Origin of the sequence: Salinimonas sediminis (assembly GCF_003429285.1) — a bacterium.
Classification (GTDB): Bacteria; Pseudomonadota; Gammaproteobacteria; order Enterobacterales; family Alteromonadaceae; genus Alteromonas; species Alteromonas indica.
Window position 1 is genome coordinate 2,066,732 of the sequence record NZ_CP031769.1, and the last position, 25,518, is coordinate 2,092,249.

Annotated in this window: 24 protein-coding genes; 14 read left to right on the forward strand and 10 right to left on the reverse strand. The window is 49.2% G+C overall.

Features of this window, described 5'->3' with window-relative positions; translation table 11 throughout:
* Nucleotides 1-52 precede the first annotated feature (52 nt).
* Nucleotides 53-1,135: a sensor histidine kinase gene (locus tag D0Y50_RS09220; RefSeq protein WP_108568102.1), complete on the forward strand. Its 1,083-nt coding sequence runs from the start codon at nucleotides 53-55 to the stop codon at nucleotides 1,133-1,135.
* A complete protein-coding gene (locus D0Y50_RS09225; RefSeq protein WP_108567996.1) occupies nucleotides 1,128-1,955 on the forward strand; it encodes a LytR/AlgR family response regulator transcription factor in 828 nt (275 codons plus the stop codon). Before D0Y50_RS09220 ends, D0Y50_RS09225 begins: the two co-directional genes overlap by 8 nt.
* A gap of 23 nt (nucleotides 1,956-1,978) precedes the next feature.
* Here the strand turns inward: D0Y50_RS09225 and D0Y50_RS09230 are convergent, their stop codons facing one another.
* Nucleotides 1,979-2,980, reverse strand: a complete 1,002-nt coding sequence (locus D0Y50_RS09230; RefSeq protein ID WP_108567997.1) for a 6-phosphofructokinase — start codon at nucleotides 2,978-2,980, stop codon at nucleotides 1,979-1,981.
* A gap of 187 nt (nucleotides 2,981-3,167) precedes the next feature.
* Between D0Y50_RS09230 and D0Y50_RS09235 the strand changes: the two genes are divergently transcribed.
* The 4 genes from D0Y50_RS09235 (at nucleotide 3,168) to D0Y50_RS09250 (ending at nucleotide 5,986) form a co-directional block, all read left to right on the forward strand.
* Complete coding sequence (locus D0Y50_RS09235) at nucleotides 3,168-4,013, forward strand: DUF6279 family lipoprotein (protein WP_108567998.1); 846 nt, start codon at nucleotides 3,168-3,170, stop codon at nucleotides 4,011-4,013.
* Nucleotides 4,010-4,426, forward strand: coding sequence for a DoxX-like family protein (locus tag D0Y50_RS09240; RefSeq protein WP_108567999.1), 417 nt, complete (start codon nucleotides 4,010-4,012; stop codon nucleotides 4,424-4,426). The genes D0Y50_RS09235 and D0Y50_RS09240 overlap by 4 nt, the downstream gene beginning before the upstream one ends.
* A gap of 88 nt (nucleotides 4,427-4,514) precedes the next feature.
* Nucleotides 4,515-4,889 carry a VOC family protein gene (locus D0Y50_RS09245; RefSeq protein WP_108568000.1) on the forward strand — a complete coding sequence of 125 codons (375 nt, stop codon included), beginning with the start codon at nucleotides 4,515-4,517 and terminating at the stop codon, nucleotides 4,887-4,889.
* Between the two features lie 422 nt (nucleotides 4,890-5,311).
* Nucleotides 5,312-5,986, forward strand: a complete 675-nt coding sequence (locus D0Y50_RS09250; RefSeq protein ID WP_170145475.1) for an META domain-containing protein — start codon at nucleotides 5,312-5,314, stop codon at nucleotides 5,984-5,986.
* A gap of 63 nt (nucleotides 5,987-6,049) precedes the next feature.
* On the opposite strand, the gene D0Y50_RS09255 is transcribed toward D0Y50_RS09250, so the two are convergent.
* Nucleotides 6,050-7,708, reverse strand: a complete 1,659-nt coding sequence (locus tag D0Y50_RS09255) for a response regulator (RefSeq protein WP_108568002.1) — start codon at nucleotides 7,706-7,708, stop codon at nucleotides 6,050-6,052.
* A gap of 144 nt (nucleotides 7,709-7,852) precedes the next feature.
* Between D0Y50_RS09255 and D0Y50_RS09260 the strand changes: the two genes are divergently transcribed.
* The 3 genes from D0Y50_RS09260 to D0Y50_RS09270 all read left to right on the forward strand — a co-directional run bounded on the left by D0Y50_RS09260 (nucleotide 7,853) and on the right by D0Y50_RS09270 (nucleotide 9,751).
* Nucleotides 7,853-8,362, forward strand: coding sequence for a VC2046/SO_2500 family protein (locus tag D0Y50_RS09260; protein WP_117316592.1), 510 nt, complete (start codon nucleotides 7,853-7,855; stop codon nucleotides 8,360-8,362).
* Nucleotides 8,363-8,453: 91 nt separating this feature from the next.
* Nucleotides 8,454-9,449 carry an oxygen-dependent tRNA uridine(34) hydroxylase TrhO gene (gene trhO, locus D0Y50_RS09265; RefSeq protein ID WP_117316595.1) on the forward strand — a complete coding sequence of 332 codons (996 nt, stop codon included), beginning with the start codon at nucleotides 8,454-8,456 and terminating at the stop codon, nucleotides 9,447-9,449.
* Between the two features lie 59 nt (nucleotides 9,450-9,508).
* On the forward strand, nucleotides 9,509-9,751 hold the full coding sequence (locus D0Y50_RS09270) for an EF-hand domain-containing protein (RefSeq protein ID WP_108568005.1): 243 nt from the start codon (nucleotides 9,509-9,511) through the stop codon (nucleotides 9,749-9,751).
* A 226-nt stretch (nucleotides 9,752-9,977) separates the two neighbouring features.
* Here D0Y50_RS09270 and D0Y50_RS09275 read toward each other — a convergent pair whose 3' ends face one another.
* The 3 genes from D0Y50_RS09275 to D0Y50_RS09290 all read right to left on the reverse strand — a co-directional run bounded on the left by D0Y50_RS09275 (nucleotide 9,978) and on the right by D0Y50_RS09290 (nucleotide 13,152).
* Nucleotides 9,978-11,324, reverse strand: coding sequence for a DEAD/DEAH box helicase (locus D0Y50_RS09275; protein WP_108568006.1), 1,347 nt, complete (start codon nucleotides 11,322-11,324; stop codon nucleotides 9,978-9,980).
* Between the two features lie 462 nt (nucleotides 11,325-11,786).
* Nucleotides 11,787-12,443 carry a CoA transferase subunit B gene (locus D0Y50_RS09285; protein ID WP_108568008.1) on the reverse strand — a complete coding sequence of 219 codons (657 nt, stop codon included), beginning with the start codon at nucleotides 12,441-12,443 and terminating at the stop codon, nucleotides 11,787-11,789.
* Nucleotide 12,444: 1 nt separating this feature from the next.
* Complete coding sequence (locus D0Y50_RS09290; protein ID WP_117316598.1) at nucleotides 12,445-13,152, reverse strand: CoA transferase subunit A; 708 nt, start codon at nucleotides 13,150-13,152, stop codon at nucleotides 12,445-12,447.
* 104 nt (nucleotides 13,153-13,256) lie between these two features.
* On the opposite strand from D0Y50_RS09290, the gene D0Y50_RS09295 reads away from it, so the two are divergent.
* On the forward strand, nucleotides 13,257-14,150 hold the full coding sequence (locus tag D0Y50_RS09295; RefSeq protein ID WP_117316600.1) for a LysR family transcriptional regulator: 894 nt from the start codon (nucleotides 13,257-13,259) through the stop codon (nucleotides 14,148-14,150).
* 11 nt (nucleotides 14,151-14,161) lie between these two features.
* Here the strand turns inward: D0Y50_RS09295 and D0Y50_RS09300 are convergent, their stop codons facing one another.
* Both D0Y50_RS09300 and D0Y50_RS09305 read right to left on the reverse strand, forming a co-directional pair.
* A complete protein-coding gene (locus D0Y50_RS09300; RefSeq protein ID WP_117316602.1) occupies nucleotides 14,162-14,920 on the reverse strand; it encodes a hypothetical protein in 759 nt (252 codons plus the stop codon).
* Between the two features lie 84 nt (nucleotides 14,921-15,004).
* Nucleotides 15,005-15,709, reverse strand: a complete 705-nt coding sequence (locus D0Y50_RS09305) for a sensor histidine kinase (RefSeq protein ID WP_117316604.1) — start codon at nucleotides 15,707-15,709, stop codon at nucleotides 15,005-15,007.
* 182 nt (nucleotides 15,710-15,891) lie between these two features.
* On the opposite strand from D0Y50_RS09305, the gene cysB reads away from it, so the two are divergent.
* Nucleotides 15,892-16,866 (forward strand): HTH-type transcriptional regulator CysB, encoded by a 975-nt coding sequence (gene cysB, locus D0Y50_RS09310; protein WP_108568013.1) that lies wholly within the window; start codon nucleotides 15,892-15,894, stop codon nucleotides 16,864-16,866.
* 36 nt (nucleotides 16,867-16,902) lie between these two features.
* Here cysB and D0Y50_RS09315 read toward each other — a convergent pair whose 3' ends face one another.
* From D0Y50_RS09315 to pabB, 3 genes are all read right to left on the reverse strand, one after another.
* Nucleotides 16,903-18,273 (reverse strand): L-serine ammonia-lyase, encoded by a 1,371-nt coding sequence (locus D0Y50_RS09315; RefSeq protein WP_117316606.1) that lies wholly within the window; start codon nucleotides 18,271-18,273, stop codon nucleotides 16,903-16,905.
* A gap of 118 nt (nucleotides 18,274-18,391) precedes the next feature.
* On the reverse strand, nucleotides 18,392-18,970 hold the full coding sequence (locus D0Y50_RS09320; RefSeq protein ID WP_108568015.1) for a CoA pyrophosphatase: 579 nt from the start codon (nucleotides 18,968-18,970) through the stop codon (nucleotides 18,392-18,394).
* Nucleotides 18,967-20,385, reverse strand: a complete 1,419-nt coding sequence (gene pabB, locus D0Y50_RS09325; protein WP_117316608.1) for an aminodeoxychorismate synthase component I — start codon at nucleotides 20,383-20,385, stop codon at nucleotides 18,967-18,969. The genes D0Y50_RS09320 and pabB overlap by 4 nt, the downstream gene beginning before the upstream one ends.
* A 205-nt stretch (nucleotides 20,386-20,590) precedes the next feature.
* Here pabB and D0Y50_RS09330 point away from each other — a divergent pair, with 205 nt between their 5' ends.
* The 3 genes from D0Y50_RS09330 to D0Y50_RS09340 all read left to right on the forward strand — a co-directional run bounded on the left by D0Y50_RS09330 (nucleotide 20,591) and on the right by D0Y50_RS09340 (nucleotide 25,396).
* On the forward strand, nucleotides 20,591-22,120 hold the full coding sequence (locus D0Y50_RS09330; RefSeq protein ID WP_117316610.1) for a fumarate hydratase: 1,530 nt from the start codon (nucleotides 20,591-20,593) through the stop codon (nucleotides 22,118-22,120).
* Between the two features lie 117 nt (nucleotides 22,121-22,237).
* Entirely contained in the window at nucleotides 22,238-23,827 is a 1,590-nt protein-coding gene (gene rmuC, locus D0Y50_RS09335) for a DNA recombination protein RmuC (protein ID WP_117316612.1), read from the forward strand.
* Between the two features lie 822 nt (nucleotides 23,828-24,649).
* A complete protein-coding gene (locus tag D0Y50_RS09340) occupies nucleotides 24,650-25,396 on the forward strand; it encodes an SOS response-associated peptidase family protein (protein ID WP_108568018.1) in 747 nt (248 codons plus the stop codon).
* Nucleotides 25,397-25,518 lie beyond the last annotated feature (122 nt).

Consider the following 25,518-nt stretch of genomic DNA (forward strand, 5'->3'; position numbering starts at 1 on the left):
GGCGGCTTATCATGCGTATAATTGCATGAAGAATATTGAAATCGGTAGTTATGTGAGCCGCTGGCAACGACTTTTTGAAAGTAACGAAAGACTTTTCTGGGCCCTGCATAGTATGGGGTGGGCAGGCTTTGCGCTGGTGTATTACATCGGCTCCTTCTTGCACGATGTGCGTCCTATCTGGGTATTTATCATTCTGCTAAACGCGTATGCGGGCTGGTTGATGACCGTGCCGCTGCGTTATGTGTTTCGCTGGGCACGCCGGTTAACACCACTTAAGATGTTAGGCGCAGTAATTTTTTCCTGTTATATCATCGCCCTGTTGTGGGCGGTGGTGAAAAATATTAATTACTGGGAAATCTACAAGCACGGCTATCGACCTGACGCCTGGTATATGTATTTCACCAATACCATTAACTCAATGATAATGGTTGGCTGTTGGAGTGGGTTGTATTTCGGCATTAAAAACTTCCAGATGCTGCAAAAAGAAAAGCAGAACGCCTTGAAGGCCAGTACAATGGCCCATCAGGCGCATATTAAAATGCTCCGCTATCAGCTTAATCCGCATTTTTTGTTCAATACACTCAATGCGATATCAACACTGATTCTGTTAAAAGAAAACGATACGGCAGAAGCCATGGTATCAAGATTAAGTAACTTTTTACGTTATTCATTGGATAACGACCCCATAAAGCGGGTGCCGCTGGAACAGGAAATCAAAGCCCTCAGGCTGTATCTTGAAATTGAAAAAGTTCGCTTCGACGACCGCTTAGAGGTGCACTGGGATATTGAATCTGGGTGTGAAAATGCCTTGGTTCCTAGCATGATTTTGCAACCGCTTATTGAAAATGCAATTAAACATGCCATATCTAAGATGGAAGCTGGTGGTCGGCTTGCAATAACCGCCCGCAGCTTCGGCAATGACTTATTAATGGACGTCGCAGACAATGGACCGGGAGCTGATATCAAGGACGGTCAGCTATCTCGTGAAAACGGCGTTGGCCTGGTAAATATCAGGGAGCGTTTGCAGTCACTTTATCATCGTAATTTTGCTTTCTCTGTAGAGCATAACCAGCCAACAGGCGTCAGGGTGAGACTGCGGATTCCCTATGAAGTAAAAGATGCAAAGCATGACTGAGCAAAAAATAAAAACCATTATTGTTGACGACGAACCATTAGCACGCCGCGGTTTACGGGCGCGCCTGGAAAGACACAGTGATGTTGAGGTATTAACCGAGTGCCAGAATGGGTTAGATGCGGTGAGCGCAATCTCCCAACATCGTCCCGATCTGGTGTTTTTGGATATCCAAATGCCTGGCCTTAATGGGTTTCAGGTTATTCATAAGCTACGCGAGCTGAACCAGCCGATTCCGCTGGTAATTTTTGTGACCGCCTATGATAGCTATGCCATCAAAGCATTTGATGTGCATGCACTGGATTATTTACTGAAACCAGCAGACGATGAAAGGCTCACCGAAGCGCTAAGCAAAGTGCGTGAATACCTGACCAATCAGCATCAGGATTCGCAATCCAGAAAGCTGGCTTCGCTGGTTGCGGACCTGACCGGTGATGACTGCGAGGAAATACTGCGCAAATTAGCCAATGGTGAAGCGATTGAAGCCAATCCGTATCCAGAAGTCTTGGCAATTAAAGACGGCTCGGAAGTCACCAGGGTGGCGGTGCAGGATATTCAGTGGATAGACGCGGCGGGTGATTACATGTGTGTGCATGCCCTTGATGGGATGCATATTATGCGTAAAACAATGAAAGAGCTGGAGCAGGAGCTTAACCCGCAGTGGTTTGTACGGGTGCACCGGTCAGCAATTGCCAATATCCGTTTTGTAAAAAAACTGGTGAGCCATATCAGTGGGGAATATCACTTAATTTTGCAAAATGATACTGAACTGAAAGTCAGTCGCAGCCACCGCGACAAAGTAAAGGCGGCAATGAAAATGTAATGCCGGGGAGCCTTGGTATCAGGTTAGTCCTGATACCGCTGGTTCATTAAACACAGGGCGGTGGCGCGCGCGTCTTCGCCCAGGGTCTTTTGCTTTTGCCAGGTGGTTTGCAGCGGCACATTCACTACTGCACCACTACTTATACCCACCATAATATCGGTTACATCCTTGCCTACCAGCGAGACGGCATGTGTACCAAGTTTCACCGCTAAAATACGGTCCTGACTGACCGGTGATCCGCCGCGCTGAACGTGACCTAAGGTGACGGGGCGGGCTTCCAGACCCGTAATATCACTCACTTCTTCGCATAGGCGGGTGACCCCGCCAGGCCACACATGCTCAGATAACACAATCACATAGCTCACCGGCCCGCGGCGTTGCTGGCGTTGCATTATTTGCTGGCGAATCTGTGCCAGGGTTGCTTGGGCCTCGCTAAACAGTTCAGGCACAATGACAAAGTCAGATGCCGAGGCTAAGGCCGCACTTAAGCCAAGAAAACCGGCATGCCGGCCCATTACTTCCACTACAAATACCCGGTCGAAAGCATCCGCCGTATCGCGAACCTTATCAATAGAGTTCACCGCAGTTTCGATAGCCGTATAATAACCGATAGTCGCATCTGTGCCATCTACGTCATTATCAATTGTGCCAGGCAAGCCGATAATCTGACCTTGCCAGTGAGCCTTTAGCGCGTGGGCGCCATGGAATGAACCATCGCCGCCTATAACGATCAGGGTATCGACTTCTGCTTCATTCAAATGGCGGGCGGCTAGCTTCAAGCCGTCCTCCTCACAAAATCGCTCACAACGCGCACTGTGTAAAATGGTACCGCCCTGCTGAATAAGGTTATGCATACGTTCCGCTGTGAGCGTAATACGGTCGGGCTCCAATAATCCATTATAGCCACGTAAAAAACCGGATACCCGGTAACCGGCGCGCTCGCAACTCAGGACGATAGCGCGAATGCAGGCATTCATGCCCGGCGCATCTCCTCCGGAGGTGAGTACAGCAACATGTTTGGTCATAATCTGTAACCTTTTTAAGCTGTTTTATAGAATAGGCCGTGTATTATTATTCGCCAGGGTCATGCTACGTATTTCATTTTATTCGGAATACTAACGTAAAACAGATGGGCTGCTACGTCTACATTAGCCGGCTATTATTAGTACGGTATAAGCGCAGCCTATGGCCAATTTATTGAAAAGGATAAGTATGAAAAAGTACTGGTTAATAATAGCCGTTTTACTGCTATCGGGTTGCACCTCACGGTTGGCGTATAACAACCTGGATTGGCTGGTTTACTGGTATATGGACGACTATGTTGAATTAACCGATAGCCAGGAAGTCATTTTTGATAAAAAACTGGCTAAATGGATTGAGTGGCACCGTAATGAACAACTGCAATTGTATAGCATGCAACTAAAGCAGCTGCGCCAGCATGTGCAAAATAATACACTCAATAAACAAACTATCGCGCAGCAACTCGACCAGGCCCAGGCACACCTGATTACCCTGCGGAACAAACTTGCGCCAGAGTTAGCTCAGTTAGCTACTCAGCTGTCTGACGATCAGGTCATCTACCTGTTCGCCGCCATCAGTAAAGATAATCGTGAGAAACAGGATTCATTAAATGAGTTAAAAGCGCTGTCAGCGCAAGCGCGCTATGATCAGATAAGTGAAGATATTGAAGAAGAATTTGAGGAACGTTTAGGCAGCCTTACCGACACCCAGCAGGCGCTTATACGTGAATACGCGCGACACTTTACCAGCACCCGGGAAAACTGGCTGGCCTATCGGGTCGCTATGCAAAATGAAGCCAGAAAACTATTTAGCGGGCGTGCCGACAACCCTGCATTTAGCCAGCAGTTAACTCAATTGCTGCAAAACCCTGATGACTACCGCTCACCGGAATATCTGCAGCAACGACAGCATAACCGCCAGGCCTATCTTGAACTGGCAAGCCGGGTAGCCGACACCATGACGACACAGCAAAAAGACCATGTAGAAGAGCTGCTCAGTGAGTTGTTGGAAGATATTGAAGCGCTGCAAGAACCATGAAACGGTTTATTGGCCACAGGGCCACCACTGGTTACAGGCTACCCGACCGTTTTATTGCTTGGACCATAGGCGTGGTTTGGATATATCAGGGGCTGGTTCCAAAGATCATTATGCAGCATGAGGATGAGCAATATATCGCGCGTTTATTGGGGGTGCCAGCCGACTGGCTGCAGTGCTTTGTATATGCCGCTGGCGCTGCTGAAATGGTATGGGGCATGATTTTTATCGCCGCCTATCGCTTTAATATAACCGTATGGCTCAACATAGCGGCTATCGGAGCACTGTTTATAATGGTTGCTTGCGCTGCGCCTTATTATCTGACCAGCGCGTTTAACGGGGTTACTTTCAATTTATGTTTACTCCTGCTGACCCTGCAACTATGGCACCCGACGAGGCCCCACACAGGGCAGTAGGTTTAGTCGGTATGCCCGGAAATTATCGCTACAGATTTTCTTCGACATAGTTTAGGGTAGATGTTTTAGGGTAGAAGGTAGCGTCGACATGCATAAACACGAACAGCTTGATTATGTTGAATGGCCCGCCAATGACCTGGCCGCCACCAAGCTTTTTTTTGAAGCAGTTTTCAATTGGCATTTCACTGATTATGGGCCTGACTACAGCGCGTTTAGCACTCCCGTCTTAAGCGGTGGTTTTTACCGAGCCGCGCAAGCCAGCCACACTGAAAAAGGGGGCGCACTGTTGGTCTTTTACAGCCAGCAAATCGAGCAAACTCAACATAAGATTATCAAACATGGCGGTATTATCAGCCGCCCGGTGTTCGATTTTCCCGGCGGTTGCCGGTTTCAGTTTTTAGAGCCCAGTGGCAATGAGTTTGCCGTATGGTCCGAGCAGCTATGTGTCTCCAGCGTGGTGTAATCGGTTCTGTGCTCCAACCGTAAGCCGGGCACTGCTTGCAGAAGAATGCTGGCGTCCAGTACGGTAAGGGTATTGTCTACCGCGCTGCGGTATCTTCAGTCGTACGCGCTAAACGAGTAGTCAAGTCAGGCACTGGCACGCTAATTACCGCTAGTCACTTATTAATGCTAGTCACTTATTAATGCTAAGCACAGCGGCGTCGGTGGGTTTTAGGTTTAAGCCAGGGCGGTTAGTTTCAGCAGGTGATTTATACCATGGCAGAGAAGTAGCGGTGAAGATAAGCGGCGGCCGCGGTGCGCACGCGCTATACATAGGCTATGAGCCAGACTATGGGGCCATCGATAGCCCGCCCAAAGGCTATTGTGTATAGTGCTGATACTATGACACTCGAATCCATACACAACATCAAGGATTATACTCTTTTGCCACGTTTTGCTTTTATTTCATCGTTATTGCTTACCGGCATCCTGTTAGCAGGTTGTTCCTCCACCGCGCAACAAGCGCCTGACGTGCCGGTTAACACCGTTACCGGCAGCTGGCGGGTGCAGCACATAAACCAACAACCGGTGGCAGACTATGCGCCGGTAACGCTGAATCTTTCGGGTACCGGACAGGTATCGGGCAGTACCGGTTGCAACCAGTTTAGTGGCGCGGGTAATCTGAATGATGGAATGGCCACCGTGGGTAAATTGAGCATTACGCGAAAAAATTGTCTTAGTGCACTGGCTACTCAAGAGCAACAGTTTCTTTTGGCATTAGAACATGCATATAGCTATTATCAGCCGGATGCGTCGAGCCTGGTGTTAGCAGACCGTGAACAACAGCCTGTATTGCGCCTGACCGGCAGCAATGCCATGCCGGAACAGCCTGCAACAGACTTGACCCGCTATTTTTGCCAGGGGGCCGGCATAGTCACGGTGCGGAATGTCGGGCCGCAGGTTATTGAAATACAGGTGGGTGAGAAGCAGACGCTCCTGTCGCAAACCCGAAGCGCATCGGGTAGCAAATATGTCGGAAAGGACGTGGTGTTCTTTAGCAAAGCGAAGGAAGCTTTACTGCAGATCGAAGGCGCCAACCATGGCTGTCAGAAGCAGTAAAACGCTGGAGCCAGCTTCGTCAATGGAGCGGTTAGCGCTACGGTATTGGTTATTTGCTGATGATTAACGTCGCTTTACAATAGGTTCAATCATCAGTTCGTTAATCTCCTCACGCAGTGCAGCATACTTTTCCTGATGCTGCGGCTTAAGTGGAACATCATCAATAAGCCGGCACAATCTTTTACATTCCACACTGAGTTCACGGGGCGGATTTTTGTGCGGCGCTGCCAGCTTTAAAATGCATTGCATCAGGTTCAGGGCCACCCCGGTGTTAACTGGTGCGTAGTCCTGGGCCTGCGTAAATGCCATCCGGGCCTCAGCAAACTTATTTTGCTGATAAAGGCTGATACCCTGACGATTAAACTGTAAATATGCAGACTGTTTGTCGGTGGCTTTTGCTGAGGCAAGTTCCACGGCATGACTGGTATTGGGATCCAGGCTGTCGCGGTGTAACGATAGTAGTTCGGCTAAGGGTTGCGCGTCTTCATATTCACCCAACTCTAACATAACCTTGAGTGAGTCAGGTGCATAATACAGTGGATAGCTTTCATAACCTGCATCTATAGACTGCTGTGACTGGAACAGCGCACGTTTGGCATCGAGCTTTTTTCCATCCAGGGTGGCAATCCGTGCCAGAACCACCTGTTCATAGATATCGTAATTAAAGTCTCCCGACATTCGAGCGACCGCTTCATCGAAACGACCACGCTGCAATTGTAATAATGCGTCTTGCTGATACCTGTTACGAGTACGTTTATCTTCGGTATATTCCGCCACATCGAGCATACTGCGTATATAACCGCACCAATGAGCGATATTCTGATGTACCGTGCGCTTCGATAAATCCCAGATAGCCAGACAGGCCTGACTGGCCAGCATATAATCTTTATTCAGCCGGGCGATATCGCACGCGCTGTAATAACGCGGCAACGAATAGGGCGATAGTTTGATGGCCTGGTTGATGGCCGCTATCGCTGCTTCACCATCATTAATAGCCTGGCGGGCATGCGCAATAATGTCATAGGCTTCCGCGCTGAACCGGTTTTTCATTAAAATCTGGTCGCATAACGCTATCGCAGTTTCGGCTTTACCTAATTGCAGGTAGGTGCGGGCTAAAGCGGTTTTTACCCACTGCGCATTTTGCCCCTGCTCGTAGGGTTTAATGACCTCCAGAGCTTGTTGATACTGGGCTTCCTGCCAGTACAGTTCAACCAGTAACTGTTCGGCGGAATGTTGGTAATTGGTATTTGCCTGAATAATGCTATGGCACGCGTCAATGGCAATCTGCGGTTGTTCAGCATTGATGGCACTGTAAATTGGCAATAACGCCTGACGTTTTTGCCACGCCCGGTTTAGCCGGTTTTTTAGCTGCACCTGGGAAAATGGCTTTATTAGGTAATCATCAGGCCGGCGTTCTACCGAACCGAGCACAACAGGCCGGGCACTGTCGGCGCTTATCAGCATAAAAATACTGCTGGGTTTGATTAATTGCCTGATACGCAATTCTTCAACCAGCTCAAATCCATTTTTGCGTTCGGCCCCTAGGTGGAGATCAGCAATAATAATATCAAATTTTTGTTTAGCGCATAGCGCCAGCGCCTGTTCGGCAGACGATTTGGTCACTACGTCGGTGCAGCCCATAGAATTAAGCAGCCCGCGCAATAACAAAAGAAACGGGCGCTGATCTTCAATAATCAGCACACGTTTGTCGGCATAATTCATCGGGTATCGCCGTGATGTCGGTAACAAAGAAACAATTGATACTTAAGTATAACCAACACAACGAAAAAATACCTTTTGCAGGACGTATATATTAAAGAACCCTGCGTATGAACCGATATAAGCATTATCAGTTAAGGAGATAATGTGACGCAGTTTACCTCACCAACCGCTACCCCGCAGCCAGCGCAAATACAACCTGCCAACCATGAATGGCAGGGAAGTCTTGGGCGCGCCACGGGTGAGGGGGCATTGTTTTCGTTATATCTGGCGATCCAAATGCAGCCAGGTGCGCCAGCCGCCCGCTTTGAAACCATGCCTGCGCCTACATTTGATGAAACCGCCTTTCTTACCAGCCTTAACCATTATCGCCGCGCACCTACTTCGGCCCAGCCTGCTTCGTTATCGACCGTAGGCGTTTATAGTCAGCTCACGCAGACCCAGGATATGGCGAACCTTAGCCTGTGGCGGGCCATGCATCCCGATCCGCTGGCCATAGCAGATAATCCGACCCGCCTGGAGCCGCAGGTTGTCGCCAATTGCAGCCTGGCTACCCAGCTTAAACTGCGTGAAAACCATCGCGATGCAGCGTGGCAGTGTGATGAAACTCAGCTTGATGACATTATCACTGGCTCGGCGAGCTTGTTAAGCGCGTAAGCCGCAGTTTGTGCCGGCAGCGCATTTTTGCTATATTGCGCGCGCATTTTGCACTGGTTTTACGTTCCAATAAGCAAAGGTAAGATTACCCATGTCCAACTATATTGTTTGCGCAATGTATAAATTTGTTGCGCTTGAAGATTTTGAAAAATTGCGTGAGCCGCTCCAGCAGGCGATGGAGCAGTACGCCATTAAAGGCACCCTGTTACTGGCAAGCGAAGGTATCAATGGTACGGTGTCAGGCACCCGTGAGGCAGTTAATAACCTGATGGCATGGCTAAATCGCGATCCCCGTATTAACCCCATTTCCTATAAAGAATCTGTCCATGAGGAACAGCCTTTTTATCGTACCAAGGTCAAACTCAAAAAAGAGATTGTGACAATGGGAGTTGAAGGCATTGATCCACGTCAGACCGTGGGTACCTATGTCAAACCCAAAGATTGGAATGCCCTGATTAGCGACCCCGAAGTTATGGTCGTGGATACCCGCAACGATTACGAAATTGAGATAGGCTCGTTTAAACACGCCGTTGACCCCAAGACGAAAACATTTCGGGAATTTCCTGAATATGTTAAGCAGAATCTTGACCCGCAAAAACACAAAAAAGTAGCGATGTTTTGTACCGGCGGCATTCGGTGCGAGAAATCGACTGCTTATTTGAAAGAACAGGGCTTTGATGAGGTATATCACCTGGAAGGCGGAATTTTACAATATTTGGAAGATGTGCCCCAGGAAGAATCGCTGTGGGAAGGGGACTGTTTTGTGTTTGATAATCGAGTAGCGGTGGGCCACGACTTACAGAAAAGCCAGTATGACGCATGCTATGCGTGCCGCTTACCAATAACCGCACAAGATAAGCAAAGCGATAAATACGAGCCGGGCGTCAGTTGTCCCCATTGTTATGGAACCCATTCTGACGAACAACTTGCGCGTTTTAGAGAACGTGAAAAACAGGTTCAGCTGGCCCATCAGCGCAACGAAGAACATGTGGGCAGCGACGCCCGTATGGCCATGGAAAAACGGCGATTGGACAAAGCGCAGGCACAGCGCGAGAGAGCCCTGGCTGCGAAGCAAAATCAGGCGTAGACAGCGCCTGGTCAGGGCGTTACACTTTGGTATAACAAGTTAGTAAATAGGGAAAATCAGTGAACCCCCAACTTTCAGAAGAAAAAGTAGCTGAGATTAAAAGCGACTTTAGTTTTTTCGACCGTGATGGTAACGGTCAAATCGATCTGCCGGAGTTTATTGAACTTCTTACTGTGTTGTCGCCTAAAACAAAGGCTAGCCACGTGGAAGAAGGCTTTAAGCTTATCGACCACAATAATGATGGTTATATCGACTTTGAAGAATTTCTGGCCTGGTGGCAAGAAGGCTGGTGGGAATACTAATTCTCGCCAATAAAGTAATCAACGCAAAAGGCCTGACAATCGTCAGGCCTTTTTTATTGCGGAGTCTCATCCTAAATAGTGCTGATTACGCGCGGCGGCGAATATCGTATTAGTATAAGCCACCGGTGACTTGCGGTAATAGTGCACTACATCAGTTAACCAGACTATTGTATCTTGCGCCATAGCCTGCTTGGCTGATAGAAGCATACCTAGATGGAGGGCACGATTATGCCTGTTCTTCGTCATCATCGGGTTGGGCTGGTGTGCGTTTTTTACGCATAACCGGCATCTCGCCCACATCTTTGCCCGCGGTAGTATCAACCCGCCGCTTGGTCTTCTTCAACGCGCTTTGGGTACTATCTTTATTGGATGTTTTGGCGCTGCTGCCTGCCGGAGTATTAGCCGAGTCTGGCTTCGGTTTGATGCCGTTGAAGCGCGCCGGTGCTTCACTGTGCGCCTGACATTCTACCGGGTAAGCCAAATGCGCTTGAATGGCGGTGAAGCTTTGCCAGTCACGGGGGCCAACCAAAGACACCGCGTGACCTTTTTGCCCGGCACGACCAGTACGCCCGATACGATGGATATACTCATCGGCATGCTTGGGAAGGTCATAGTTTACTACCAGACCAACTTTAAGTAAATCTAAGCCCCGTGAAGCGACGTCCGTGGTCACCAGAATACTGTGTTGTCCGCGGCTAAACTCACTCATAATCTGAGCTCGCTGATTTTGCGGTAAGTCCCCACGCAGCGCAATTGCTTCAAGACGGTGTTCGTTCAGCATGGCGCAGATACGATCAGTATCGTCACGGGTAGCGGTAAACACAATGGCCTGGTTGTATTGTTGCTCGTTGATACATTGGGTCAGCAGGGTATCTTTATGGCTGATGTTATCAGCAAAATAGAGTTTTTCTGTGATGTCCTGGTGCGCAGCGGTAGACTGACCCACCGTAATCCTTACCGGCGCTTTTAGCAGATTCTTGCTTAAATGGGTCAATTCTATATTGTCCAGCGTCGCTGAAAACAACATAGTCTGGCGCTTACGATGGTCGGCAAACTGATTGATTAGATTAAGCTGGGCCATAAAGCCCAAATCAAGCATGCGGTCTGCTTCATCAAAGATCAGCAGTTCCAAACCATTTAAAAAGAAGGTTTTATCCAGTAAATGGTCGGCAATACGCCCGGCAGTGCCGACTACAATAGCCGGATTTTTGCGTAATACTTTTACCTGGTTATTATAATTTTCGCCGCCCACCACCAACGCGCAGGGCAAGTTCAGCCCAGTGGTGAGATGTTTTGCTTCGCTGAAAACCTGTTTAGCCAACTCGCGGGTAGGGGCCAGAATCACGACGCGAGGATCTTTACGGCTGAGAGCTTTTTCATTCAACAAACGGTTAATGGCTGGAATCAAAAAAGCCAGAGTTTTACCCGAGCCGGTTTGCGAGGACGCAATAATATCTTTGCCACTAATAGCGGGTAACATGGCTTTTTGTTGTATCTCGGTCAGGGTGTCAAACCCTTTTGTTTGTAACCGATTGATAATTTTATGATGTACAGGAAGATCGCTGATTTGCAATGGATAGCCCCTCAGTTTGCATTGCGCGCATTATCTACCAACGGGCCAGTGATTGAAAGCCAGCAAAGGGTTTTATCGTGGGTAGCAGCGCGAATATGCGGTTTATCTACTGTTAACCACAGCCTGCTGTCGGCGCTATCGCTAGCTAACCACAAAAACCTTAATATTACGGCACCATACCTATATAGCGAAACTAAACCATAACGGTAACCCCCAAAAGGGGGTTACCCAAAGCAGGTTTGGCATCGGCGGGGATTCACCATGGGCTTTCGTTCAGTGGGGCGCCCAGGCGTTAATGCTTAGGCGCTTTTGCTGAGGCGCTTTTGCTAAGAAGCTTTTGCCCCAGTGGTTTCTTCCCCGCAGCTTTCGCAGCGGCGCGAACTGAGCGTCGCTCTGCGCCCAGGCGAATGATCCATGGCGAATGATCCTCGGCGTAAACGGGTAACCGCTGCCAAGCTAACGCTAGACCTGCATTTCCGGTACATTATCTGCGGCAACCAGTTTACCTGCGGTCTTTTCCTTAATCTCGGCTACCGACACGCCCGGAGCGCGTTCCTGTAAATGAAAAGCCCCATCTTTAACTTCTAATACGGCCAAATCTGTGATGATACGGGTAATACAATTTACTCCGGTTAGCGGCAACTTACAGGCCGGCAGTAATTTTGAATTACCGTGTTTATCGGCATGCGTCATGGTTACGATGATATTTTTAGCACCTGCCACCAAGTCCATAGCGCCACCCATGCCTTTAACCAGTTTGCCTGGAATCATCCAACTGGCAATATTGCCATTGACATCGACTTCAAACGCCCCCAATACGGTAAAATCAACATGCCCCCCGCGAATCATGGCGAAACTTTCCGCTGAATTGAATATTGAGGCGCCCTTAATCGCTGTAACCGTTTCTTTGCCGGCGTTAATCATGTCGGCATCTAGCTCGTCCTCGTGAGGGTAGCGTCCCATACCTAGCAAACCGTTTTCCGATTGCAGCATGACATCAATGCCGGGTGGTACATAATTAGCAGCCAGCGTCGGTATACCAATCCCCAGGTTGACATAGCTACCGTCTTTAAATTCCTGCGCAACACGCATTGCAATTTGTTCTCGGGAAAGTGCCATGTTAACGGTTCTCCTTAGCTGTCACTTTTCGCTCAATTCGTTTTTCGAATGTGCCCTGTATCACCCGGTCTACATAGATACCAGGCGTATGAATATGGGCCGGGTCTAATTCACCAGGCTCTACAATTTCTTCTACTTCCACTACGGTGATTTTGCCGGCTGTGGCGGCCATGGGGTTGAAGTTTTGCGCAGTATGCCGATAAATACAGTTGCCATAGCGGTCAGCTTTATAGGCCTTTACGATAGCGAAATCGCCGGTAATTGACGGTTCAAGAATATAGGGGCGGCCGTCGAAATGTTTGACGTCTTTGCCTTCTCCTACAGGCGTACCATAACCAGTGGCAGTATAAAAAGCAGGAATACCGGCTCCGCCGGCCCGCATTTTTTCTGCCAAGGTACCTTGTGGGGTAAGCTCTACGTCTAATTCGCCAGCCAGCAATTGCTGTTCAAACAACGCGTTTTCCCCCACATAAGAAGAAATCATTTTCTTAATCTGGCGGTCTTCTAACAGCACACCCAACCCAAAGCCATCCACTCCGCAGTTATTCGAGACCACCGTTAGCCCGGTAGTGCCCATGCGTTTTATCTGACTAATTAACCCTTCCGGGATGCCACACAACCCGAATCCGCCGGCAATCACCGTCATGCCATCGGTGAGGCCGTGCATTGCCTCAGCATAGTCGCTGACGACCTTATCAAAACCTGACATCATAAACTCCTGTAACAGACCAAAGACAAATATGAGTATCAGTGAGGGATAATATTTTGTAAAATTAATTTTATATCAATATTAATAAAATAATTTTATCAATCGTGGCAATCTCTTATCGCAATATGCTGGCGTTCATTCGGGTCGCTGAGTCCTCTACGTTTGCCGAGGCGGCAGAAAAACTTCACCTCACGCAACCGGCACTATCGAGCGCGATAAAAAAAATGGAAGAACAACTGGGCGGGAAGTTATTCAGTCGCAGTACACGCAGCGTAAAGTTAACACCTGAAGGAGAAACCTTATTACCCAGTGCACGGCGCTTGATAAACGATTGGGATGACACCTTCGAAGAAATTCAAAATCTGTTTGCCGTGCAACAAGGCCGGTTAACGGTGGCAGCCATGCCTTCGTTCGCAGAATCACACTTACCGCCCATATTACAGCGTTACCATGCGGCGCATCCGAACATTCGCTTACGGGTACTGGATGTCGTCATGGAGGCGACCCTGGAGTCCGTATTAAGCACTAAAGCGGAAATTGGCTTTACGTTTGAACCAGAAAATACGGACGGTCTGCATTTCGTCCCTTTGTTTGAAGATAAATTTGTGGCGGTACTGTATCCGCAACACCCCCTGGCCAACCAACCCGCTGTAGCGTTCAGCCATTTGCTACAAAGCCCGTTTATCGCCATGAACCGGGGTTCGGCGGTACGTAAATGGATAGAGGGAATTGCCGGTGACTTTGGGCATTTACATATTATTGCCGAAACTGGTCAGCTGGGCTCGGTAGGCCAGTTAATTTCACAAGGATTGGGCGTGTCGGTAGTACCGCAGTTATGTGAGCCACAAATGCGGCGCAACGGCCTGCTGTGTATACCGTTATCTGATAGCCCGCTGATAAAACAAGTGGGGATGGTAAAAGCAGCAAGAACCACGATGTCTGTTGCTGCTCAGACCTTATGGCAACAATGCTTAACGCAATGGGCCAAAACTGAATAAGCGAGCCTCACTTACCATTTTTTCTTCGGCGCAAACAACTCGTCAAGTTCATCCCGTTCGGCTTCCTGGCGTTTAGCCCGGTCTTGCGCGTTCACGCTTTTGAGATTGTCCTGAATCTCCCGTAGCCATTCTTTTAACGTGGCAATACGGCCAATAATATAATCATCGGGCTGGTTTTGATTTTCCAGTGCCGCAATCGCCTTTTCAAAATACTGGCGGCCCGAGCCCATCATATTTGATTGCATTGCAGCGCGGCCGCGCTTAATCAGGGTTTCAACATTAACTCTCAGTTGCAAGCGCTCTAAGGCTTTGTCTTCTTCAGCATAAACCCGGGTTTCTACCTTACCGCGCGAGTGTTCAGAGCGCAGTAATACGCGCAGTTTTTTAACCGCCTGAATATACTGAATAATCATTTTATCGTTATCCGGCAGATTGAAGTCTGTGGCGGGAAGGGCAGTGGGATCGGCATTTTTGACCCGGTTTTCTGCATCGGCCACCCGTTGTTTAATATCGGATGGCCCGGCACCAGATTCTTGCATTGTCTTAAGTGCATTTAGCACCCGAATTTGCAGAATTTGCATCAGCTTGCCAGACACCGGCATATTCGAGCTGGCCATCAGCACATTTTCAGTTTCATCAATAATGTTTTTTTGTTTATTGAGTTCAGCGCGACGATCGGCATCCATTTTTGCCTTATGTTGCTGAAAGGCATTGATGAAGATAGCTGCGATGATCAACACAACAATCAGTATTATTATTATGGTAAACATGAATGGTTTCCGTTCGCTATTTTTGGTTACCGCTTTGCCCTGCACAAAAGGCTAAACAACTGATTCTATTATTAACGGCAGAGTTTACGGTATTTTTACCTCAAATACACTGCCAGCGTATAAACCGCCATTACTCAGCGTGATAGATCCGGTCTTGTCGGGTTGGCTATGCGCATTGGCAATAAGCCTCGCAAAGAACAATCCCAGGCCAGTACGGCCCTGGCTTACCACACAATCTGCCAGTGCTGTCTGGCTTTGCCTGAGCATAGGTTCAGGATAGCCGTTACCATCATCTTCTACTTTAATCACTAAATAACCATCATCACAAAATGCACTTAGTTTGATACGCTGTTGGCCGTATCGCAGGGCATTAATTAGTGCATCGTTAATCAGCAAATAAAGCAGTTCGCTGTCCAGATACCAGCTAAGGTTTTCGTCACATTCTACCTCTACGCTAAACGCTTTGCGCTGCTTATACAGTCGTACCGACCCCATTACATCTTCCAATAAATCTGCGATAAAGCATTTGTCGACGGTTATGGGCAGGTTATCCAGTTGTGCGCGATATAACGACAATAGTTGCACCAGACTGGTATTCAAGCGGGTCGCTTCATAATGTACATCGGCCACCTGGTTGCTGGCCTGGGTATTTGCCGGGTCAAGCGTTTCACTAAGTTGTTCTATTGATTGAATCAGTAGACAAAGAGAGTTCTTCATATCATGTACGGCAGCGGCCAGTACCGAAGAAAAGTCGATATTTTGTGGGGCGGATGAAGGTGTGTCGGGCATACAGATCTTTCGTCGAACTTCGTTAACTGCTTATGCTAGTATCTAACAAAATCACCGTGTTTGCCTGTTTTTTTGCATAAGCTAGCACTTATAACAAAAATGACTATAGAAATGCATGCGGGATTTCGTTATAACACTAGCATACTGAACCAATTGCGCCAGCCGGTAAGGGTCGCCCAACCATGAAATTACAGCAACTACGGTATATCGTAGAAGTAGTGAACAATAACCTGAACGTTTCTGCTACTGCCGAAAGCCTGTATACCTCTCAGCCGGGTATCAGCAAACAGGTTAGAATGCTTGAAGATGAGCTGGGTGTACAGATTTTTGGCCGTAGCGGCAAACACCTGACCCACGTTACCGATGCCGGCAGGGACGTGATCAATATTGCCCGGGAAATTCTGGCGAAAGTCGAAAGCATCAAGTCGGTGGCCCGCGAACATACCTTACCAGACCAGGGTAAGCTGAACATTGCCACCACCCATACCCAGGCGCGATATGCGCTACCTGATGTTATTCAGGGATTTATGCATAAGTATCCACGGGTATCATTACACATGCATCAGGGGACACCCTCACAGATATCCGATCTTGCGGCGAAAGGCGAAGCAGACTTTGCTATTGCCACCGAAGCGCTGCATTTGTACAACGATCTTGTGATGCTGCCTTGTTATCACTGGAACCGTAGCGTCATTGTTAACAAAGACCACCCCTTATCTAAAAAGGGCTCAATCGATATTAGCGATATCGCAAAATATCCGCTGGTCACCTATGTGTTTGGCTTTACTGGCCGGTCGGAGCTGGATCATGCGTTTGAACGGGCTGGTTTAACCCCTAAAATTGTGTTCACCGCCACCGATGCTGATGTGATCAAAACTTACGTCAGGTTGGGAGTTGGTATCGGTGTCATTGCTTCGATGGCGGTAAGTGAGGAACTGGATGACGATTTGGTTAAAATTGATGCCAGTCATTTGTTTGATTACAGCACCACCAAGATCGGCTTTCGAAAAGGCTCGTTTTTACGTAGCTATATGTATGACTTTATCGAGCGCTTTGCCCCGCATCTGACTAAAGACAAAGTCGAAAAAGCGATGATGCTGAAAAATAATGATGAAGTGGAAAAGATGTTCAAAGGTGTGACGCTACCGGTAAAATAAACCGGTAGCGCTCCCCGTATCGAGATTACACGGGCGTTAACACTCAATAATATTGACTGCCAGACCGCCACGCGCGGTCTCTTTGTATTTGGTTTTCATATCATTCCCCGTATCCCGCATGGTTTTGATGACTTTATCCAACGATACCTTATGTTCGCCGCTGCCACGCATGGCTAGCCGTGATGCATTAATCGCCTTTATAGCCCCCATTGCGTTACGTTCAATACAGGGTACCTGAACCAAGCCGCCAACCGGGTCACAGGTCAATCCAAGATTGTGCTCCATACCAATTTCTGCAGCGTTTTCCACGGCCAGCACGGTTCCGCCCATTATTTCGGTTAAGGCTCCCGCCGCCATGGAGCACGCGACCCCAACTTCACCCTGACAGCCTACCTCAGCGCCACTTATCGAGGCATTTTCCTTATATAAAATCCCAATAGCCCCAGCGGTAAGCAAAAAGCGCGCAGCGGTTTCAGTATCCACCGGTCGAATGAATTTATCGAAATAATGCAATACGGCGGGGATAATACCGGCGGCACCGTTGGTGGGGGCGGTGACTACCCGGCCGCCAGCGGCATTTTCTTCATTAACCGCCAGGGCGAATAAATTGACCCAGTCAAGTGTTTGCATCGGATCAGAGGTATTTTCGGTTTGCAAACGGCGATATAAACCGGGTGCTCGGCGCACTACTTTCAGGCCGCCGGGTAATATCCCCTCGCTTTCGATACCGCGCTGAACCGAAGCTTTCATGGTTTGCCAGATACCAAATAAGGTATCTTTAACTTCATGCTCGGGCCGCTGCACAGCTTCATTTTTAAGCATTAGTGAAGAAATCCGCATACCGTGCGTTTTGCACAGTGCCAGCAGGGTTTCTGCGGTTTTAAACGGGTAGGGGACCTGTGTTTGCATAGCCATAGCATGTGACTTGGTGGCAGCAAAATCTTCCGCCTTGATAATAAACCCGCCTCCAATACTGAAATAGGTTTGCTCACGTAATAGCGTTTTACCTTCATAAACATAAAACGTCAGGGCATTGGCATGTTGCGGCAATGTCTTACGGCGGTGAAATACAATGGCGTCTTTATTGGGAAAACGGACTTCATGGGAGCCGTTTAACAATATACGTTGGCTGGCGTCTATCTGTTCGAGCCAGCTATCAATAGCATCGACATCGATGGACTCTGGCGCTTCACCTAACAAGCCCAGGATAACCGCCTTACCCGTACCGTGGCCCTTACCGGTTTGACCCAACGAACCAAATAAGGCTACTTTAATACTGGTTACGCGGGTTAGCTGACCGGTATGCTGAAGTTCACTCACAAACTCAGCGGCAGCACGCATTGGCCCTACCGTATGCGAACTGGAAGGCCCGATACCGATACTAAACATATCAAAAACACTAATCATAAACGTATAGACATCCTTACCTGTTATAGTGCGATCTTGCCTGTACCACTCGTGAACTACAATACAGAAATGCTAATCAGGTGATAAGAATAGCTAATCAGATGTAAATAAAAGTTGGCTAATCGTCAGGGCTGATATGGTGGGACAAATTCCGCAAAATAGCAGCGGTCGCGCCCCAAATCATCCGCTCACCCCAGGCAATAAAATAGATCGGAAAAGGTTCGTTGTGGCGATGAGCATAGTGAATTAAGTGATTTTTCTTATCCATTAAATGGGCTAACGGAACATCAAACACACTGGCGACTTCATTGCTGTCGATGGCATATTGAAAGCCCGGATCAACAAAGCCCACCACGGGGGTTATCTGGTAGCCGCTGATGGTGCGATAAACCGGCATGGCGCCAATAACCTCAACCTGCGCAGGCGGGATCCCGACTTCTTCCATCGCTTCGCGAGTAGCCGTATCAAACAATGATGTATCCTGCGTTTCAAAGCCGCCCCCGGGAAAGCTTATTTGCCCAGGGTGATGGCGTAAATGCAGGGCTCGCTCGGTAAACAACACATGTAAGCCGTCAGGATATTCAAGTAGCGCAATGAGGACTGCTGCATCCCGCCCAGGCTGTTGCAGCGGAAAGTCAGGCTCCAGGTGTACCCGGCGTATATGCTGAAAACGGGCTAAAAACTGACGGCGGTTCACAACATATCTTCCAGTGCCGGAAGTATTCGGGAAACTTTGTCCAGCGTTTCCTGGTATTCCTGTGATTCATCAGAATCAAGCACAATGCCGCCCCCGGCCCAGCAATATAATTGCTGATTTTCAGCCAGTAAGGTTCGAATGGTGATACTGGAGTCCATATCTTGTTTGATGCCATAGTACATAATACTGCCACAATAAATATTGCGTCGGTCAGGCTCCAGCTCCTCAATTATTTCCATCGCACGTATTTTCGGCGCGCCGGTGATTGAGCCCCCCGGAAACGCGCCAGCGAGTAAATCCAGCGCGCACGCATCGGGGCAAAGCTGGCCCTCTACCGTGCTTACCATATGATGCACCGCAGCATAGGATTCCAACGCGAATAAATGGGGCACATGAACACTATGGGGCTGACAATGTTTACTTAAATCATTGCGTAACAAATCAACAATCATCAGGTTTTCGGCGCGATCTTTGGTGGCGCAGAGTAACGCTTGGGCGCTTTGGTTATCTTGCTCGACACAGCTGTATCGGGGGCGTGTGCCCTTGATAGGCTTGGACTGCACCTTGCCCTCGTTTACCGCAATAAAACGTTCGGGCGAGATACTTAAGATACAGCTTTGTTCCAACCGGATAAAGGCACTAAAAGGCGTATTATTGGTCTCGCGTAACCGCTGATATGCTTGCCACTCACTACCCCGGTATGGCGCGCTGAAGCGTTGTGCCATGTTTATCTGGTAGCAATCTCCGGCCACAATATACTGATGGATACGTCGTAGCGCCTGGGTGTAAGTTTGCTGCGACAAATTCGATTGCCAGGGGCCGGTTAAACCAAAACTGGGGGCAGCGGCCGGGTTGTGCTGATACCAGGCTTGTTCGTGTAACGGGCCAATATGCGCCAGGCGGCAATGATACAGTTTACCAGTGTGAGTGTCGGCAATCACAGATTGCTCAAACAAGCCTATTGCCATATCTGGGCAAAGGTAGGGCGAGGGGTTATGTTCAGGCAACGTTTCGTAGTAGCGGCCCAGGTCATAACCGCACAGCCCGGCGGCGCCTACCACGAAAGGCAACTGGTGATATAAAGCCGGGTTATTACAGCGCAATGGCTGGTTACCAAAATGACTGTCCATTAATGTTTTCACACAGGCCAGCGGCGCGCCCGCGTGCTTTACCGCAGATTGGCTGGCAGCACCCGGTCGGTTATCGGTGACATAAACCGTATTCTGCTTGGCCGTGACCATCCAGGCAGGTTGCCATAGCATAATATGATAGCGGCCGTCCTGGGCGCTTGCGCTATCAAACAGCATTGACCAGGCGGCTTGTTCGATGCGACTGAACACATCATAAATACTGATACCGGCAGGCAGTGTAACCGGGTCAATAATAAGTGAGTGCGGGGTGTTGGGTTGAATCATGTAAAGCAATAACCTGTAAACATTAAATGGTATCAAGACGAAGGCGTATACCCACACGCAAAACGTCGCCTGCTGGTGGCGCATCTGCGTAAGACAGACTTAACTACCTGTCCGAGCTTTTCGATGGTGCCAGCTACGCAGATGCGCTAGTATACGGATTTTTAAGCCATACACACCACATAAAGGCTAGTTTTAAGAGGACGCCATGACCGTTATCCGTCAACAAGACTTTATCGATAGTATCGAAGATGCACTGCAGTTTATTTCTTACTATCATCCCCTTGATTATGTTAAAGCCGTTGAAAAGGCTTATCTGAAAGAACAAAGCCAGGCCGCCAAAGATGCCATGGCCCAGATTCTGATAAATTCACGTATGTCTGCCGAAGGCAAACGGCCATTGTGTCAGGATACCGGAATTGTTACCTGTTTCGTCAAAATTGGCATGGGGGTAAGCTGGGATAAGACAGATCTAACCGTGCAGCAAATGGTTGATGAAGGTACACGCCGGGCTTATACCAATGCCGACAACCCGCTACGCGCGTCTATTGTCGAAGACCCGGCCGGCGCGCGGAGGAATACCAAAGATAATACGCCGGCGGTGGTGCACATTGATATGGTGCCAGGGGACCAGATAGAAGTGATGATCGCAGCCAAAGGGGGCGGCTCAGAAAATAAATCCAAAATGGTCATGTTAAACCCCAGCGACGATATCGTGGAATGGGTGCTCAAAACATTACCTACCATGGGCGCTGGCTGGTGTCCTCCTGGCATGTTGGGTATAGGTATCGGCGGGACTGCTGAAAAAGCGGCAGTGTTAGCCAAAGAAAGCCTGATGGACCCGGTTGATATTCAGGAACTGATGGATCGTGGCGCTCAAACCACCGAGGAAAAATTGCGTCTGGAACTGTTTAAAAAGGTTAATGGTCTGGGTATCGGCGCTCAGGGGCTAGGCGGTCTGACCACGGTAGTTGATGTTAAAATAAAATCCGTTCCTACACATGCTGCCTCCAAACCGGTCGCGTTAATTCCAAACTGTGCAGCTACCCGCCACGCGCACTTTCATTTAGATGGCAGTGGTCCGGCAGAGTTAAAGGCACCAAAACTGGAAGAATGGCCTGAAGTGACCTGGGAAGTGGGCGAAAACACCCGCCGGGTGAATTTAGATACGGTTACCAAGCAGGATATCCAGGACTGGAAAGTGGGTGAAACTGTGTTGTTGTCCGGCAAAATGCTGACTGGCCGGGATGCGGCGCACAAGCGCATTCAAACCATGATGGATAACGGCGAAGGGTTGCCCGAAGGGGTTGATTTAACCAACCGGTTTATCTACTACGTGGGACCGGTAGATGCGGTAGGCAGCGAAGTGGTTGGCCCGGCAGGCCCCACCACAGCCACCCGAATGGATAAATTTACCGACCTGATGCTTGAGCAAACAGGTTTGATAGGTATGATTGGCAAAGCTGAACGCGGGCCTGCGACAGTCGACTCCATCGCCAAGCATAAGGCTGTATATCTAATGGCCGTGGGCGGCGCTGCTTATTTGGTTTCCAAGGCGATTAAGAAATCCCGGGTTGTGGCATTTGAAGATTTGGGTATGGAAGCCATCTACGAATTTGAAGTCGAAGATATGCCAGTTACAGTAGCCGTAGATAGCACCGGGGCGAATGCTCACCAAACCGGGCCGGCTATCTGGAAAGCAAAAATAGAAGAGCTCGATAGTGCCATGAGTAAATAACGCCGACAGCGCGTTGAGCAAACTCCTGGTTATAACACAACGGGCGCCTGAAGGTGCCCGTTTTTGTATTGAATTGGGGCACGTGTTACCTCCTTTAGTTATTCTCACTGGATTACCATGTTAGAAGTAAATATGACGTTAGCCGGCATACTGGTTGCTGCACTATTCGCCGGTATGGGTATCGGGATGCTTATCGGCGCGACCGTCGCCCGGCGTAAAAGTCATCAGCAGTACCAGGCCGTAGCACAGCAACTGGCGTTATTACAGCAGCAGGCTGCTTATACCGAGCAACAATTGCAACATCAGTTAGACGATAGCCGTGACGAAGCTAACCGTTATCAGGAAAAGCTTTACCATACGCAAACGCAGCTAGGCGAATTAACGGCCAAGGCCACTCAGTTGGAACGCCTGGAACAAACCCATACAGCGTTACAGGATAGCTATCGCACCTTGCAGGATGAAATGGCAGCACTTAATGCCCGCTTCACTGCGCAGCAGGCTACATTTACCACTTCACAACAAGCCAGTGAAGAAAAGCTGCAATTGATGGAAGCGGCGGAGCAGCGCTTACAAACCCAGTTTGAAAATCTTGCCAACCGCATTTTCAGTGAAAAAAGTGCGTCATTCAGCCAGCTTAATAAATCCGGTTTAGATGCGTTGTTAACCCCACTCAAAGAACAGATTGACGGTTTTAAACGCCAGGTCAGCGAGCAATATAGCCGTGAAGGCCAGGAGCGAGCCTCCCTTAAAACCGAAATTGTCTCGCTAAAAGCGCTCAACCAACGCATAACCGAAGAAGCTGCAGCGCTGACAATGGCACTTAAAGGCGATAACAAAAAGCAAGGGAATTGGGGCGAGGTGGTGCTTGAACGTATTCTTAAAGAATCAGGGTTGCGCGAAGGGCACGAATTTGAAACCCAGGTGTCGGCCCGCTCCCGTGAAGGCAAATTGCAACAGCCTGATGTAGTGGTGCACTTACCTAACGATAAAGACGTGATTATCGATGCTAAAATGAGCTTATCGGCTTATGAGCGCTACTTTAACGCCGCTGACGAAGTAAGCCGGGAGCGCTGGCTTAAAGAGCATGTGACCTCGGTAAGAACCCATATAAGAGGGCTTGGCGCAAAAGATTATCAAGAGTTGGATGCGCTGCGAACCCTCGACTATGTGTTGATGTTTATTCCCGTTGAGCCAGCCTTCTTACTGGCAATAGAAGCAGATCCGGAACTGGTGACCATGGCGCTCAACCACAACATTATGTTGGTTAGCCCAACGAATTTACTGGTGGCGTTACGGACAATTAACAATATCTGGCAGTACGAATACCAAAATCAGAATGCCCAGCGCATTGCTAGCCAGGCGGCGCGGATGTACGATAAATTCACCGGGTTTGTTGCCGACATGGATAAAATTGGCAAATCATTGGAAGCGACGCAAAAGCATTTTGATGGGGCCTTCAATAAACTTTCAACAGGTAAAGGCAACCTGGTCAGGCAAATCGAGCAGTTTCGTAAACTCGGTGTACAACCGAATAAAAAACTGCCTGATGCGCTAACTCGACAGGCTGCCGCTGACGCCGACGATGATGACGAGCTCGACCTCGTTAGTCATCAAAGCAAATCAACTTACCCCGATGAAAACACACAACAGCCGCCTGAACCTGATTTTAAAAAGGAAGGCGAGGGAAGTATAGATTCTCCCTCCTGACAGCCAGCAAGAGAAGGGCGTGGCGAAGGAGCGGCGCAATGCTGTTCGCCGCCTTCGCCCTATACCACCTTAAGTTTATACAGCCTTGAGCTAGAAAACAGCCTTCTGGTAAATAGCCTTCAGCCCCTACCAGCCGGGTGCGCAAAAAACTGCCCTTACTACGCAAAAAGGCTGATAGGCAGGCGGATCGGATGCCACCACCTCTCGCTTCACCCTTGGTTCCAGCACTAGCGGATAATCCAGCTTGATAACCGGGCAAAAGTGCATCAGGCTATAGCGCTACGTATTATCAGGGGCTAACCTCCCAATCAGTGAGATCTAGGCAAAAGCACTGTGCGCGCCGAAACGCCTGAGCAAAGTAGGCTGTGCATTCGTTCTGCTAAGAGGGTGTTGGTTGAGGATAGGCTAACCGGGGCTATGGCACTCAAGGGTGGACGCTTAAGGTATGGCATTTAAGCTTCGATAACGGGGATGACGATAACCCGGAGACGGTAACCAAAGCAAAGCAATACGAGCACCGCAATAGTGCGTGCTGGCGTGGTTTCACGTTGGTACAATGAGTCAACGGTGTACATCGTCCGGTGCGGATGTTGGCCAGCGGCCCCGAGCCCTGGAAAGTGGACGCCCGCACCGCGTTTTGTAACGAGGGGGGCGGGACATTGGCTGGGGTGTACGATCTCGGTCAGGCGCAGGTGTCCCCCGCATTGCATTGTAACGCGTAACGCTTAGTATGTTTGGGCTAACCCGGATTTGCGCCAAATTACAACGGCGCTATAAAATCGGCAGCATAAAACTTCCATCAATAAATACCTAGAGGTGCGTATGTGCGGACGGTTGAATATTACTGACTCAGCGGGCGTTAAGGCCCTTTGTGAGCAACTGGATATCGCCTTGTGGCCAGCACAGGGTATGCAATTTGCGCGCTTTGTCAGGCCTACACAAACGGTATCGATAGTATTTGCCCAGCCAACCGGCAGTCAAGCGCATGGCCAACCGTCCAACGTACGGGTTATGCGCAACGCAGTATGGTGGTTGCTGCTTGAACCCGATGAGCAGCCAGATAGACTAACCTTCAAGCCGTCGCGCTATACCTCCTTCAACACCCGTTATGACAAGCTTAACAAACCCGGCAGTGCAGGTTATCGCGCCTACCGGCAGCAACGTTGTATTATTCCCGCCCATGGTTTCGGGGAGACGTTAGTTCGGGGGAGCCAAAAATACTACCATGATCTGGTACCCGAGCCGCCCACGGGGTTGGCTATGGGAGGCCTATACCGGCAGTGGCAGGGGGTCGATGAAGATGGTCAGGCTACCATTGAGTATTCCTGTTCTGTGGTGACCTTGCCACCACACCAAAAACTCGGGGCGGTCCATACCAAAGCAAGCCCGTTAATCTTAAGTACCGAAGATGACAGCGTTCAGCGCTGGCTTGACCCGACAATCAACGAACCTGCGCGGCTAGACGATTTATTGGTGCCTAGATTACGGCACAGTTATCTGGCACAGCCTGTTGATAAACCGTCTACCTACCAGTCACAGGGTGAAGCTTTTAGCATTTCAAAAGACTAACGCTACCCCCACCACCACATGCTGCGTAATGCCCTGTGGCAATGCAAAATAGGTCTGCTGGTGGTTACTCTTGCCGGCCTTTAACAACAAAATCTATCGGCACAGCCATCGTTGGGTCGGGC

Excerpts from the sequence above, each read along its gene's own strand:
- D0Y50_RS09315 (WP_117316606.1), bottom strand. The coding sequence starts at position 18,273 with ATGATTAGTGTTTTTGATATGTTTAGTATCGGTATCGGGCCTTCCAGT.
- D0Y50_RS09340 (WP_108568018.1), top strand. The coding sequence starts at position 24,650 with ATGTGCGGACGGTTGAATATTACTGACTCAGCGGGCGTTAAGGCCCTT.
- D0Y50_RS09245 (WP_108568000.1), top strand. The coding sequence starts at position 4,515 with ATGCATAAACACGAACAGCTTGATTATGTTGAATGGCCCGCCAATGAC.
- pabB (WP_117316608.1), bottom strand. The coding sequence starts at position 20,385 with ATGATTCAACCCAACACCCCGCACTCACTTATTATTGACCCGGTTACA.
- D0Y50_RS09285 (WP_108568008.1), bottom strand. The coding sequence starts at position 12,443 with ATGGCACTTTCCCGAGAACAAATTGCAATGCGTGTTGCGCAGGAATTT.
- D0Y50_RS09230 (WP_108567997.1), bottom strand. The coding sequence starts at position 2,980 with ATGACCAAACATGTTGCTGTACTCACCTCCGGAGGAGATGCGCCGGGC.
- trhO (WP_117316595.1), top strand. The coding sequence starts at position 8,454 with ATGTCCAACTATATTGTTTGCGCAATGTATAAATTTGTTGCGCTTGAA.
- D0Y50_RS09240 (WP_108567999.1), top strand. The coding sequence starts at position 4,010 with ATGAAACGGTTTATTGGCCACAGGGCCACCACTGGTTACAGGCTACCC.
- D0Y50_RS09235 (WP_108567998.1), top strand. The coding sequence starts at position 3,168 with ATGAAAAAGTACTGGTTAATAATAGCCGTTTTACTGCTATCGGGTTGC.
- D0Y50_RS09255 (WP_108568002.1), bottom strand. The coding sequence starts at position 7,708 with ATGAATTATGCCGACAAACGTGTGCTGATTATTGAAGATCAGCGCCCG.
- D0Y50_RS09305 (WP_117316604.1), bottom strand. The coding sequence starts at position 15,709 with ATGCCCGACACACCTTCATCCGCCCCACAAAATATCGACTTTTCTTCG.
- cysB (WP_108568013.1), top strand. The coding sequence starts at position 15,892 with ATGAAATTACAGCAACTACGGTATATCGTAGAAGTAGTGAACAATAAC.
- D0Y50_RS09300 (WP_117316602.1), bottom strand. The coding sequence starts at position 14,920 with ATGTTTACCATAATAATAATACTGATTGTTGTGTTGATCATCGCAGCT.
- D0Y50_RS09290 (WP_117316598.1), bottom strand. The coding sequence starts at position 13,152 with ATGTCAGGTTTTGATAAGGTCGTCAGCGACTATGCTGAGGCAATGCAC.
- rmuC (WP_117316612.1), top strand. The coding sequence starts at position 22,238 with ATGTTAGAAGTAAATATGACGTTAGCCGGCATACTGGTTGCTGCACTA.
- D0Y50_RS09330 (WP_117316610.1), top strand. The coding sequence starts at position 20,591 with ATGACCGTTATCCGTCAACAAGACTTTATCGATAGTATCGAAGATGCA.
- D0Y50_RS09225 (WP_108567996.1), top strand. The coding sequence starts at position 1,128 with ATGACTGAGCAAAAAATAAAAACCATTATTGTTGACGACGAACCATTA.